General features: G+C 35.0%; 12 protein-coding genes. 10 read left to right on the forward strand and 2 right to left on the reverse strand.

Annotated elements, in window-relative coordinates:
- Positions 1–28: 28 nt before the first annotated feature.
- Together pflB and pflA are read left to right on the forward strand one after the other, a co-directional pair.
- Positions 29–2,263: a formate C-acetyltransferase gene (pflB, locus tag ACWZFG_RS00540; protein WP_177505237.1), complete on the forward strand. Its 2,235-nt coding sequence runs from the start codon at positions 29–31 to the stop codon at positions 2,261–2,263.
- The gene (gene pflA / locus ACWZFG_RS00545) at positions 2,250–2,996 is read left to right on the forward strand and encodes a pyruvate formate-lyase-activating protein (RefSeq protein WP_177505236.1); all 747 of its coding nucleotides are present in this window, start codon (positions 2,250–2,252) and stop codon (positions 2,994–2,996) included. The genes pflB and pflA overlap by 14 nt, the downstream gene beginning before the upstream one ends.
- A 33-nt stretch (positions 2,997–3,029) precedes the next feature.
- Here the strand turns inward: pflA and ACWZFG_RS00550 are convergent, their stop codons facing one another.
- On the reverse strand, positions 3,030–3,614 hold the full coding sequence (locus tag ACWZFG_RS00550) for a hypothetical protein (protein WP_177505235.1): 585 nt from the start codon (positions 3,612–3,614) through the stop codon (positions 3,030–3,032).
- A gap of 212 nt (positions 3,615–3,826) precedes the next feature.
- Here ACWZFG_RS00550 and ACWZFG_RS00555 point away from each other — a divergent pair, with 212 nt between their 5' ends.
- The 6 genes from ACWZFG_RS00555 (at position 3,827) to phoU (ending at position 9,130) form a co-directional block, all read left to right on the forward strand.
- Entirely contained in the window at positions 3,827–4,312 is a 486-nt protein-coding gene (locus ACWZFG_RS00555) for a MarR family winged helix-turn-helix transcriptional regulator (RefSeq protein ID WP_418627187.1), read from the forward strand.
- 165 nt (positions 4,313–4,477) lie between these two features.
- The gene (locus tag ACWZFG_RS00560) at positions 4,478–5,608 is read left to right on the forward strand and encodes an HlyD family secretion protein (RefSeq protein ID WP_455576896.1); all 1,131 of its coding nucleotides are present in this window, start codon (positions 4,478–4,480) and stop codon (positions 5,606–5,608) included.
- Complete coding sequence (locus tag ACWZFG_RS00565) at positions 5,589–6,728, forward strand: ABC transporter permease (protein ID WP_177505233.1); 1,140 nt, start codon at positions 5,589–5,591, stop codon at positions 6,726–6,728. The genes ACWZFG_RS00560 and ACWZFG_RS00565 overlap by 20 nt, the downstream gene beginning before the upstream one ends.
- 68 nt (positions 6,729–6,796) lie before the next feature.
- Entirely contained in the window at positions 6,797–7,228 is a 432-nt protein-coding gene (locus ACWZFG_RS00570; RefSeq protein ID WP_177505232.1) for a universal stress protein, read from the forward strand.
- 459 nt (positions 7,229–7,687) lie between these two features.
- Positions 7,688–8,443: a phosphate ABC transporter ATP-binding protein PstB gene (gene pstB / locus ACWZFG_RS00575; protein ID WP_177505231.1), complete on the forward strand. Its 756-nt coding sequence runs from the start codon at positions 7,688–7,690 to the stop codon at positions 8,441–8,443.
- 24 nt (positions 8,444–8,467) lie between these two features.
- The gene (gene phoU / locus ACWZFG_RS00580; protein WP_177505230.1) at positions 8,468–9,130 is read left to right on the forward strand and encodes a phosphate signaling complex protein PhoU; all 663 of its coding nucleotides are present in this window, start codon (positions 8,468–8,470) and stop codon (positions 9,128–9,130) included.
- 39 nt (positions 9,131–9,169) lie between these two features.
- On the opposite strand, the gene ACWZFG_RS00585 is transcribed toward phoU, so the two are convergent.
- On the reverse strand, positions 9,170–10,945 hold the full coding sequence (locus ACWZFG_RS00585) for a sensor histidine kinase (protein ID WP_177505229.1): 1,776 nt from the start codon (positions 10,943–10,945) through the stop codon (positions 9,170–9,172).
- A 297-nt stretch (positions 10,946–11,242) separates the two neighbouring features.
- Here ACWZFG_RS00585 and ACWZFG_RS00590 point away from each other — a divergent pair, with 297 nt between their 5' ends.
- Together ACWZFG_RS00590 and ACWZFG_RS00595 are read left to right on the forward strand one after the other, a co-directional pair.
- Positions 11,243–12,397, forward strand: a complete 1,155-nt coding sequence (locus ACWZFG_RS00590; RefSeq protein ID WP_177505228.1) for an MGDG synthase family glycosyltransferase — start codon at positions 11,243–11,245, stop codon at positions 12,395–12,397.
- A gap of 215 nt (positions 12,398–12,612) precedes the next feature.
- On the forward strand, positions 12,613–12,822 hold the full coding sequence (locus tag ACWZFG_RS00595; protein ID WP_177505227.1) for a hypothetical protein: 210 nt from the start codon (positions 12,613–12,615) through the stop codon (positions 12,820–12,822).
- The last annotated feature ends 38 nt before the right edge of the window (positions 12,823–12,860 follow it).

Raw genomic sequence — 12,860 nt, forward strand, 5'->3', positions numbered from 1 at the left:
ATAGCTAAGATTGGAAAGGGTGGTTTTCATGGATTTTGAATATTGGCAAGGTTTTAATGAGGGTAGATGGCAACAAATTATTGATGTAAGAAATTTTATTCAAGCAAATTATAAGCCTTATGATGGCAACGCAGATTTCTTAGCAGGGATTACTGATAAAACAAAAAGAGTATGGGATAAATGTCTAGATTTATTAGCACTTGAACACGAAAAAGGTGGTGTTCTTGATGTAGATACAACGAAAGTTTCTAAGATTGTATCGCATAAAGCTGGATACATTGACAAAGATAATGAAGTGATTTTGGGACTTCAGACGGAAAAACCATTATGCCGTGGTGTTGTTGTAAACGGTGGAGAACGTATGGCTGAGCAGGCTTGTAGTGAATATGGCTATACACTAAGCCCTGAAATTAAAGAGATTTACACGAATCATGCAACTACGCATAATAGTGCAGTATTTAGTGTTTATACTCCAGAGATGCGCAAGGCTCGTAAATTAGGAATTATTACAGGTCTTCCTGATGCGTATGGTAGAGGGAGAATTATTGGCGATTATCGTCGTATTGCTCTCTATGGAATTGATGTTCTTATTGAAAAAAAACAACGTGATTTGGATGTTTTATTTGATAAACCTATGGATGAAGAAACGTTGCGTAGCCGTAGTGAAATTGCTCAGCAAATAAAAGCGCTTAAAGATATGATTGCTATGGCAAAAGAATATGGCTGTGATATTGCAAGGCCAGCAAGAAATGCAAAAGAAGCAGTCCAAGCTGTATACTTTGGTTATTTAGCCGCAATTAAAGAACAAAATGGAGCGGCAATGTCGATTGGTCGTGTTTCTACGTTTTTAGATATCTATATTGAACGCGACTTGCAAAAGGGTATTTTAACAGAAGAAACAGCACAAGAATTGATGGATCAATTTGTCATTAAACTTCGTTTGGCAAGAATGCTTAGAACCCCAGAATACAACGAATTATTTGCTGGTGATCCGTTATGGGTAACCGAATCTATCGGCGGAATTGGTCAAGATGGACGTAGTATGGTAACAAAAAGTTCTTACCGTATTTTGCATACGTTATATAACCTTGGACCAGCACCAGAACCGAATTTAACTGTATTATGGTCGGATAAATTACCGGAAAATTTTAAGAGGTTTTGTGCACAGGTTTCGATTGATACAAGTGCAATTCAATATGAGAATGATGAAATTATGCGTCCAATTTACGGCGATGATTATGGAATTGCCTGCTGTGTATCTGCAATGCAAATTGGCAGACAAATGCAATTTTTTGGTGCACGGGCAAATTTAGCAAAATCTTTATTATTAGCAATCAATGGTGGTAAAGATGAAAATACAGCTGAACAATTATCGCCATCTATGCCAATCTTGACAGATGAATATTTGGATTACGATAAAGTGCGTAAAAATTATTCTGAGGTATTAGAATGGTTGGCAGAGTTATATGTAAACACGATGAATTTAATTCATTTCATGCATGATCGTCATGCATATGAAGCGGGACAAATGGCGCTTCATCATAGCGAAGTAAAACGTTTGATGGCTTTTGGTGTAGCAGGATTATCCGTTGCAGTAGATTCTTTAAGTGCGATTCGCTACGCGAAAGTAAAAGCAATTCGCGATGAAAACGGAATTGCAAAAGATTTTGCAATTGAGGGTGATTTCCCTAAGTATGGGAACAATGATAAACGCGTTGATAGTATGGTAAAAGAATTAACGCATGAATTTATTACAAAACTTAGAAAGCATCCTGCATATCGTAATGCAGAGCATACTTTATCTGTGCTTACGATTACTTCGAATGTTATGTATGGCAAGAAAACGGGAGCTACTCCAGACGGGCGTAAAGCTGGTGAGGCTTTTGCACCTGGGGCAAATCCTATGCATGGACGTGATCAACATGGAGCATTGGCGGCGATGAAATCGGTAACAAATATTTCTTATAGCGATTGCCGTGATGGTATTTCCTATACTTTCTCCATCGTACCAGGAGCCTTGGGAAAGACTACTGAAGAACGCAGTAAAAATCTCGTTGCTTTGCTAGACGGTTATTCCTTATTAAAAGGACACCATATCAATATCAACGTATTTGATCGTTCATTGTTAGAAGCGGCAATGCAAGAGCCGGAAAAATATCCACAACTTACGATTCGCGTTTCTGGTTATGCGGTTAATTTCGTGAAATTGAGTAAAGCGCATCAATTAGAAGTGATTCGCAGGACTTTCTATGACGCAGTCTAATCTTGTTGGGTATTATCACTCAAAAGAAACCTTTGGTACAGTAGATGGCAGAGGTATTCGTTATGTATTATTTTTAGCAAAATGCGGACTATGCTGTGCGTTTTGTCATAATCCAGATACTTGGCAAGCGGGTGAAAAGACGATAACCGTGGATGAAGTCATTAGTGATTACAAGCAGTATGAAGCTTTTTATCAGTCCTCTAATGGCGGCATTACCATTAGTGGTGGTGAGCCGCTTTTACAGGTAGAGTTTGTAGCTGAACTTTTAAGAAAATGTAAACAAGCAGGAATTCATACAACGCTTGATACGGCTGGATTTTATCCGCGGGAAGCACTTGAAAAGGTTTTGCCTTATTGTGATCAGATTCTCTTTTCTTTAAAGGCTGCGAACGTAGATACGCATAAATATTTAACGGTAACAGATAATGTGACTATATTAGAAAACTTGCAATACGCAGCTTTACATGCTCCAGTTATCGTAAGATATGTCGTTGTACCAACGGTGAATGATTCATTGTCAGAAATAAAAACGTTGGCACAGATATTGAAAAGGTTTGCTCCCAATGCTAAAGTGGAATTGCTAGGCTATCATATTATGGGAAAATATAAATGGGATAACTTGCAGTTGGAGTATAAATTGTCAGAGGTAAATCCAGCGGGCAAAAAGGATTTAGCAAAAGTTCGTGAAATTCTTGAAAATGAAAATATTTCAATGTTAATTGCCTATGAATAAAAAAAACCGCGTGTTTTCACGCGGATTTTTTATTTAAACGGAGATACCACTCGTTGTACTATCGGTTGAAATTGATTCTGATGTTGTTAATATATTGACATTGCCTCCGCTCGCTGACTGAGTATCAAGAGCTGATAGAGTTGGAAGAGATACTGGGGCTATACCATTACTATCACCGCTGGTATCAGCGTTTTTTACATCGGATAGTTCTTTGGCTTTGCGATTGGTTTTGCGCAGTCTTAATTCCTCTTCTTGCTGTTTTGCTTTTTCAATTTCTTGTTGCCTTTTTGCAAGAGCTATTTGTTTTGCTTTCTTTTCTTCAATTTTAAGATTTTTAATTTTTTCTGAGCCTTTTTCCATAACAACTTTAATTTGACGTGCGGTATTAGAATTGCTGGAAATTTTTTTCGCTTGGTTAAGTTTGATTCCCAGACGTCCAATAATGCGTTTGACTTGCGCCTGATTATGGGCGGAAGCTATTGCTAAAAGTTCTTGCCTAGCATTAAAGCTAGGAGGGTTTTTTGATGCGTTTTGCGCATTGATTTGATTCTTATTCAATCCATCCTTTTGATTGAAATAAGAGGAATATAAAGAAGCAGATTGAACAATTCCATCCATGGGATTTTCACTCCTTTTATATTTAATTCATAGTCTATGTAGTTTATTAAATTCATTGTAATATATTGTATGGGAAAATACAACTATCGTAAAAATTGCGAAATTTACTTTAGTAAAGGGAAAAAATATTCAGGTTGCTTGCTTTGACAAAAAAGAAAAACTTTACTATACTTATAGTTAGTTGACTAACTATTTTACTGGAGGTTTTCATCATGACAAGATCAATTCCATCCAAAGAAGTTTTAGAAAAACATGCTCAGATTATGCCTGAAATTAATCCTTCAGCGGTAATTGCAATGCTAGAAGTGCTGCAGGCTGCGGATGAAATTCAGCATGCAGTTATTGATGTTTTAGAGAAAAACTATCAATTGTCTAAAGGAAAATTACATGTGATGATCATTCTACATCAGTCGCAAGAAGAAGGAATAACACCATCGAGTTTAGCAGAAAAAGTTGGTGTAACTCGTGCTACGATTAGTGCAATGCTGCGTCGAATGAAACGAGATGGACTAACCTATTCTTTTTCTGATATAGAGGACGGAAGAGGAAAGAAAGTTTGTTTAACTGAGAAGGGGTGGAATTTCATGAATGAGATTTTACCTGGACATTATTTAAGAATAACAAAATTAATGGGAAAACTCTCGGAAGCTGAACGAGAAAATTTAATTGAGCTATTAAAAAAAATTGTGAAAAATTGATATGATAGGTCTTATAATTATTATTTGATGACTAGCATTCAAATGGAGTAGAAACACCATTTGAATCAAGTTTACTTTATTATCTATATATAGTTAGTTAGCTAATTATATATAGAGATTTTTATATTAGAGCAATTTTATTTAATTGGTTAGTCGACTAATTATATGAAAAAGGGGATAGATATGGATTTAAAGAAAAAATCATTTCGTATGGGTATTGTACTTTTGTCTTTATTTTTTATTGGAGGAATCATTTTACTTTATAAAGGAAATGATGCGATTGCTTTAGCTGTAGAAAAAAAAGCTGGAATTTTAACAGCAGAACAAGTAAAAGTCGCTTTTGATTCGGTAGGCGGGCGTTTAACTTGTGAAGCAGTAAAGGAAGCGCAAAATGTAAAGAAAGGAGATATTCTAATGGTGCTGGATAGTACGGATATCGATCTTTCTATTGCAAAAATAAAAGCACAAATTGCACAAATTGATGCGCAAATAAATGCTTTAAATGGTTCAATTAAAATTGGCTATGCAAAAACGGATACGAATGAGAAGCAAAGTTTTCGTCAAATTGATCAACAAAGGGAAGCCTTAAATTCTGCTAGAGCAACTTATGAAAATAAACTATTGGACTATAATCGAAAAGTTGAGCTGGCTTCAGTTGGTGCGATTGCCCAATCAGAATTAGATAATGCACAGATGAATTTAAATGTTGCACAGGCTAATGTTGCACGCGAAGAGCAATCACTGGCAACTTTACTTGCTGGTGTGAATGATACAGGAAATACCGACGAATTAAATTTACCACTTATTACCCAAGCGAGAAGTGAATTGGATAATAAACAGTATGATGTTCAAAGTCTTATTGGACAAAAACAATTTTTAGAGGCTGAATTAAGAGAATTAGAAGTAAATAAAGAACGGTTAATTCTTAGGGCATCAGAAGATGGAAAGATATTAAAAGTATTGGCGAAAGAAGGTGAAATGGTTGCAGCGAATGTTCCCGTAATTTTATTAGAAAGCAAACGTTGCTATTATGATATTTATTTAAGTGAAGAACAGGCAGTAAAGCTTGCCGAAGGGGATACTGTTATTGGAAAAACTGTAGCCGATAAAAAAGATATTGAAGGTACTGTACGATTTATTACGGCAGCTCCTGGTTTTGCTGATCTTAAAATGACGCGCGAAAAAGGACAATCGGATTTATCTGCATTCCAAGTTAGAATTTATACAGAGCGAGAAAATGGAATTTTGCCGGGCATGACAGTTGAGGTGACAAAAGATGAATTCACTAAAAGATGAGTTGGAATTTTTCTTTTCCGGACGAGGAATGCCTTATGAAAAAGTATCGTTGATGGTTGCTATTGTCGTAGCAATTGTTTTTTCTATGGTTTTTTCAAATAATTACATCAAAGATGCAAGCGTTTCAGTAATTGACTTAGATAATTCAAAATATAGTCGAGAGTTGATCAAGCAGTTAGATGCATCTCCCTATATTGGTATTCAACATGTTGTCAATGTGCCTGTGGAACCTAAAAGTTTATTTTATCGCGATAAAAGTGTAGCGGTTATTTATTTACCAAATGATTTAGAAAAAAATCGTTATACCTATTCGTCAGGAAGTATTGGAGTATTTTATGACCAGAGTAATGCTGCACAGACTGGAAATTTAAAAGCTGCATTAAATGAATTTGTTGCAATGGAAAATCAAAAAAATATAGAAGAATTTGCGACTGTAAATGGGACTATGATGCAAGATAGCAGTATTCTTTTGCATGATAGAGAACTTTTTAATCCGGCTGATTCAGCGGCGAATGGTGAAAATCTTGGCTTTTTAATGTTCTTTTCACTAATGTTTTTTGTTTTTGCAACGATTGGGCTTGTGCCAAGGCTTCGCTTAGAGAGAAAATGGGAGCATCAACTTTATGAAGAAACTCCCTTTTCTTTAATATTGAGAATTGTTCCTTATGGATGCTGCTTTATTACAGCAATTATCGTCGGTCTGGCAATTTTGAGAGTTGTGGGGGATTTAACGATTGCGGGAAACTTTTTTCTTTTTCTTTTATCACTTGTTTTATTAGTTATTTCTACAGGGATGATGAGTCTGCTTTTTGGTTGGAATGCTGCAAATCCTGGAGTTGCAGCAAGTCGGATGATTCTTTTTATTCCTGGAGGTTTTATTCTCGGTGGGATGACAGGTCCGATTCCGATTCTTCCAGAGTGGGCGCAGCTTTTATCTAACTTTTTTCCCTTAGTTTGGGTATATCGTTTTGCACGAGATGTTTTGTTGCGGGGCGCATCGTTTATGGATTGTGCACAAGATTTTGGTGGATTTATGATTTATACAGCAATTATTGCCGTGTTTTTTTGCATTCGATTTTATCGGGAACAAAATCTAAATGTTTTGCCTGCTGAAGAATAGATATTAATATATCTATTAAATAGCAATATCAGATTTGAACAAATAATTAGATAAGAGAGGGAGAGATTATGGGAGAGTTTAAAAAAATTTTGATTCCTTTGGATGGCTCAAAGCATGCTAAACAAGCGTTAGCGTATGGAATTTATCTAGCGGAAACTTGTCGATCCCAATTAGGAATTTTGTATGTTGTAGACCTGAATTTAAAGATATCTTCATTTGAACAGGTGAGTACGGGGGGCTACATTCCTCAGGAGGTCAAAGAAGATGGATATAAATTAGTTATGAAAGCCATGCATGAAATTCCTAAAGAAATAGAAACTTTGCCAATTGTTGAAATTGGTTCGCCAGCAGAGACGATTGTAGACGTGTGTGAACGAGAAAAATATAATCTTATTATTATGGGAAGTCGTGGATTAGGAGCAATTCAGCAAATTTTTATGGGAAGTGTAAGTCAGTATGTTCTTTCTCATGCACCTTGTCCAGTGATGATTGCTCGATAAAGTTAAACAAAAAAAGAGGCAATGGCAGCGAAAGTTTTCGCTGCCATTGCCTCTTTTTTGCAGGTTAAAGCAATTCAATATGAGTCAATTCAAAATCCTTATTTATTATTATATCGTATATAAAAGGGGTTTGAAATAAAAATTGTCGATGCTTTATCTATTAAAAAAATATTTTAAGACGAAAACGATAAAATTTAAATTTGGCAGAAGTACTAAAGGGATATTCAATCTGTCGAACCCCTATAATTTTTACAATTTTTTCTGTCGACATGTGAGTAGCTTGGCATCGAATCAAGGTGAATCCATTCTTCTAAAATGAGTCATAGAATTTTTCTGCTTTGGATATAGTAAAGACTTAAGGATAAGATGAATTTTAACAAAAAATTAACATCCTAATAACAAATACAATTGTTATTTTGTGATATAGTGCAAGTAGAATTTACTTAGGAGGTTTCCTAAATGGAATATACGATAGCAACAAAAAATTTAAAATTATATTATGGCGAGAGTCTTGCGTTAAAGAGCGTTTCTTTAAACGTTGAGAAGAATACAGTTGTTGCGCTCATTGGGCCATCTGGTTGTGGAAAATCTACTTTTCTTAAAACTTTAAATAGAATGAATGATTTAGTTGAAAGCGTTCGAATTGAAGGCGAAGTTAAACTTGATGGGGTGAATATTTATCAGCCAAATACAGATGTTGTAGAATTAAGAAAACGAGTTGGCATGGTATTTCAGCGCCCAAACCCGTTTCCAATGTCTATTTACGATAATATCGCTTATGGGCCGCGAATTCATGGAATGAATAACAAAAAGGTATTAGATGAATTAGTAGAAAAAAGTTTGCGTGGTGCGGCACTTTGGGATGAGGTGAAAGATCGGTTAAATGCTTCTGCAATGGGCATGTCAGGGGGGCAGCAACAAAGGCTTTGTATTGCTAGATTGCTTGCTGTAGAACCAGAGGTTTTGTTAATGGATGAACCGTGTTCTGCGCTCGATCCGATTTCAACGATGAAAATTGAGGAACTAGTTACAGAATTAAAAGAAAAATATACGATTGTCATGGTTACGCATAACATGCAACAGGCAGCTCGAGTATCTGATTATACGGCGTTCTTTTTATCGGGCGAATTAATTGAGCATGATAAAACTGATGTTATTTTTACTAGACCATCCAATCAGAAAACTGAAGATTATATAACGGGTAGATTTGGTTAATTGACTACAGAGGAGATGAATTTAATGCCAGAGAGTGTGACAAGATTAGCTTATATTGAAGAGCTGGAAAGTTTAAGGCAGGAAATATCCAAAATGGGTGCGATGGTTGCAGAAGCTGTGAATAATTCAATGAAAGCCCTATTGGAAAAAGATAATATGCTGGCCGAACGAGTAATGTCCGGTGATGACTTTATTGATAATATTAATGTTGTTGTTGAAGATAAATGTATGCTATTAATTGCTAGGCAACAGCCAATTGCTCGCGATTTACGAATCATAGCGACTGGATTAAAAATATCAACAGATTTAGAACGTATTGGTGACCATGCAGCTGATATTGCGAAAATAGCTACAGAACTAGATAGTCGTCCATTTATAAAGAAAATTGTAGATCTTCCTAAAATGGCAGAAATGGCAAGTCAGATGTTATTAGAATCTATTGAAGCATATCGCAATTTTGATATTAAGCTTGCAGAAAAAGTTTGCAATGACGATGATGTTGTAGATGAATTATATGCAAAAACTTTTCAGGAACTATCAAAGTTTGCAGTAGATGATACAGCAGATATGAAGCAAGCGACACAACTTATTTTTGTATCAAGATATCTAGAGCGTGTTGCAGATCATGCGACAAATATTGCAGAGTGGGTTATCTATTTAGTCACAGCACAAAGAATTAGAAAATAAAAAGGGGTACGGTAGAAATCTTATTCTACCGTACCCTTTTTATTTTCTAAATGAGAGTATAAATGTTGTACCTTTATTTAATTCGCTTGTTACGTCTATTTTCCCACCGAGAATTTCAACGATGAAACGAACTAAGGATAGTCCAAGCCCCGAACCTCCTGCATTTCGAGACCGCGCTTTATCTACACGATAAAAACGTTCAAAAATAAAAGGTAAGTGGCTAGCAGCAATTCCAATACCATTATCTTTTATAGAGATGTAAATAGTTTGATCTTCTTCCCAAGCATTTAAAATGATTTCACCGTCATTTGGTGTATATTTTATTGCGTTTTCTCCCAAATTAATGATAACCTGAAGTATCCAATCGTAATTTGCGTGAAGGGTTAGGTCTGTATTTATTGGCAATAAAAGAAATGTTTGATTTTTTGCTTGAAATTGAGGTGATAGTTTATATTTAACTGAGTTTAAAATTTCATATAGGGAAAGAGGTTCTTTTTTCACTTGCCTTCGATATTCTGCAGAATCAAGCTTGGCTAACAATAATAAGTCTTTAATTAAACGATTCATTCGCTGGGCTTCAGTATGGATAATATCGACGAATTTATAACTTAGTTCTGGGTCCGCTAAGGCACCATCCAGTAATGTTTCCGTAAAGCCTTGAATAGAAGTAAGGGGTGTAGCTAGTTCGTGTGAAGCATTGGAAACGAAGTCAACTTGTCGCTCATAATTTTCTTGAATTGTCGTAATATCATGAAATACGCTGAGTACACCTGTTAATTTTTGATCGTTATTAATAAATGGCGCGAGAAAAACTTGATAGGTTTGTTTAATATTATTTAATTTTGTGGTAATATTAATATTCTGTGGTTGTAGTGAATGGAGGACTTCATTGGCAGCTTGAGTAAGTAGACTGCTACCGATGACACTGATGCTATGTTTTCCAAATAAATCCGATTTTATCTGGAAAATTAATTTTGCTTGTTTATTTGCGTCGATCACATTTCCGCTTGCATCAAGTAGGATTACTGCATTGTCCATATTTTCTAAAATTAAAGAAAGCTTCTTGGCTTCGGTATTTATTTGATGAAGTTTTTCTTCTAAACTAGAGGTAAGCTGATTGATGGTATTAGCAAGCAATCCGAGCTCATCTTTTGAATGGAGTTCGATACGTGTGGAAAGATCCCCATTGGCAATCTTTTTTGCTTGTGTAGTCATGTAAAGAATAGGCTTCGTGTTTTTATGAGTAAGCCATATGCCAAGTAAAATAGATAGTAAACTAGTACAAAGTAAAGCGGATAGGATTACTTGTTTAATTGTTTCATAATTGTTTTCAATCGGTGTAAGTGTTGTTGCAGTACGGACGATTCCCATGAATTCATTGTTTTTATAAACGGGAATTGCAACGTAAAGCATATTTTGTCCAAGTGTATCACTGTAACGAGTGCTGGTAGCATATTCCTTGGATAAAGCACCTTGAATTTCGGAACGATTTAAATGGTTATCAAGTGTTGGAGGAGATTCCCAAGAATCAGCTAATACATACCCTTGAGCATCTAAAATAGTTATGCGCAGATTTACAGTGTTGCTTATACGCCTAATTTCTGTTTCAATATAAGAGCGTTTATCTTGATTATATAAATCCTGTTCGAGGGTTAATTCGATAATTTTAGCATTTGTAATTAAATGTTGTGTTTTATTTTCAAGATTTTGTGTATAAAAATAATGTAATAAATAGAATCCTAATAATGTAAGTGATGTTATAACGAGAAGGAGAAAAGAATAGGTAATACGATTCTTTATCCCGATATTTATCATAAAAATCTCCTTTTATTTGAAAATATAAATCTGTATGGTTAATTATAGATTTATTTTTTCAAATGAGCAATGAAAATATGATATTTTTCCTTTTAATTTCCAATTATCTCTTAACAAAATGATAAGTTTATATTATATTAGAGTAGAGATCAAGAAAGACTTGATTCAGGCAGATTTTTCAATGCATCAGAATCTTAGTCACACTTATCTATGGACTGAGTCGATTTTAACTTCCACTTATAGAAGCAGGGAATCTTATATTGAATTAGTCATCGGATAAATGAAAGGGAGTAACCTATGTATGCAAACAAGAAAAACTTTCTAATCGTTACTGCATCTATTGGTTCTGGTCATAACCGAGCAGCCCAAGCGATTGGCAAGGAAATACGAAGTAAATATCCACAAGCAAATATACATATTGTAGATTTTATGTCTACAAAGACAGCATATTTGAATATGTTATTAAAAGAGGCATACTTGGCTATGCTAAATTTACTTCCTGATCTGTATAAGCTGTTATATAGCTGGAGTGGTGGTAGATTGAAGGGAGTATCCATTCAAACGCTACTAGCATTAGCAATGAAAAATGATATGATGCATTTAATTAAACATTATCAAGCAGATGTTGTTATATGTACGCATCCGTTTCCGTGTGCAGCAGCAGCCTATATTAAGAAAAATAATAAAGCGAATATATTACTCGCTGGAGTTATTACTGATTTTGCGATACATCAAGTATGGGTATATAAAGAAGTCGATATGTATTTTCTTTGCAATGCGTCAATGGGCGCTCTTTTAGCGGAAAAGGGAGTAGAATCTTGGCGAATTTTTGATACGGGAATACCTATTGATACTTCATTTACAATGAAGTATGATAAGCATCAGCTTGCTAAAGAAATGAATTTAGATTTAAATATCCCAATTGTACTCGTTATGGGCGGCGGTTTAGGAATGGGTGGCGTAAAAATGGCGCTGACAGCACTTGAAACTTTGAAAATGAAATTGCAGGTTCTCGTGGTAGCAGGTGAGAATCATAATCTTCGTGCAGAGTTAAGAAAAATTGCTGAATCGTCAAAGCATTTAGTTAGAGTGTGGGGATTTTCCGATAATATTCAAGAGTTAATGGCAGTGGCTACTTTATTAATTACGAAGCCAGGAGCGTTAACAATCAGTGAAGCCTTAGCAATGGAATTGCCGATGGTATTAAGTGAACCAATCCCAGGACAGGAAAAAGAAAATGCGGAATATATAGAAGCCACAGGAACTGCTTTGTGGGTAAAAAATACAAATGAGTTGGCGAAAATCATCGAACAAGTCATATTAGATAACGAAATTTTAACAAAAATGCGCATAAATGCACGCTTCTATAAAAGACCATATGCTGCTAAAACCATCGTGGAAGAAATTGAGAAATATTTAACAAATTCGCAAAATCAAGTATCCGGGATGTAATGAGTTTAGATAAAAAATTAGCTTTTTATTAAAGATGAGAAATATTTTTAGGTAGTTAAGCATAGAATTAAATGTATTTCGAATATTTTTAATAAAATTAGCTTCATTTTTTTCCTACAATTATTGCAATTCAATGCTAGATAGATTAAAATAATTATAGGTAATAGGGTCTATGAATTAATAAGAATTGTTTTTTAGAAAGCTGTGGTGATTTTATGCAACCTGTAAAATTAAGGAAGAATGAAAATGGCGATTGCTTATGTCCTTTATGTAAAAATGTTTTAAAATTTTCACCACGAGAACCGGTACAAGTTGTGGATGGTAAATTAAAACAAGGTACAGAGGCACATTATATATGCGAGTCTTGTAAAATGGTTTATCGGCCATTAGTAAATACAGAGTATTATCAATGTTATTCAGAGTAAGGGATAACCTCCATCAACGAATGTTGATGGAGGTTTAT

The organism is Anaerosinus sp. (assembly GCF_965318445.1).

Coding starts and splice junctions, on each gene's coding strand:
- pflB (WP_177505237.1), top strand. CDS start 29: ATGGATTTTGAATATTGGCAAGGTTTTAATGAGGGTAGATGGCAACAA.
- pflA (WP_177505236.1), top strand. CDS start 2,250: ATGACGCAGTCTAATCTTGTTGGGTATTATCACTCAAAAGAAACCTTT.
- ACWZFG_RS00550 (WP_177505235.1), bottom strand. CDS start 3,614: ATGGATGGAATTGTTCAATCTGCTTCTTTATATTCCTCTTATTTCAAT.
- ACWZFG_RS00555 (WP_418627187.1), top strand. CDS start 3,827: ATGACAAGATCAATTCCATCCAAAGAAGTTTTAGAAAAACATGCTCAG.
- ACWZFG_RS00560 (WP_455576896.1), top strand. CDS start 4,478: ATGAAAAAGGGGATAGATATGGATTTAAAGAAAAAATCATTTCGTATG.
- ACWZFG_RS00565 (WP_177505233.1), top strand. CDS start 5,589: ATGAATTCACTAAAAGATGAGTTGGAATTTTTCTTTTCCGGACGAGGA.
- ACWZFG_RS00570 (WP_177505232.1), top strand. CDS start 6,797: ATGGGAGAGTTTAAAAAAATTTTGATTCCTTTGGATGGCTCAAAGCAT.
- pstB (WP_177505231.1), top strand. CDS start 7,688: ATGGAATATACGATAGCAACAAAAAATTTAAAATTATATTATGGCGAG.
- phoU (WP_177505230.1), top strand. CDS start 8,468: ATGCCAGAGAGTGTGACAAGATTAGCTTATATTGAAGAGCTGGAAAGT.
- ACWZFG_RS00585 (WP_177505229.1), bottom strand. CDS start 10,945: ATGATAAATATCGGGATAAAGAATCGTATTACCTATTCTTTTCTCCTT.
- ACWZFG_RS00590 (WP_177505228.1), top strand. CDS start 11,243: ATGTATGCAAACAAGAAAAACTTTCTAATCGTTACTGCATCTATTGGT.
- ACWZFG_RS00595 (WP_177505227.1), top strand. CDS start 12,613: ATGCAACCTGTAAAATTAAGGAAGAATGAAAATGGCGATTGCTTATGT.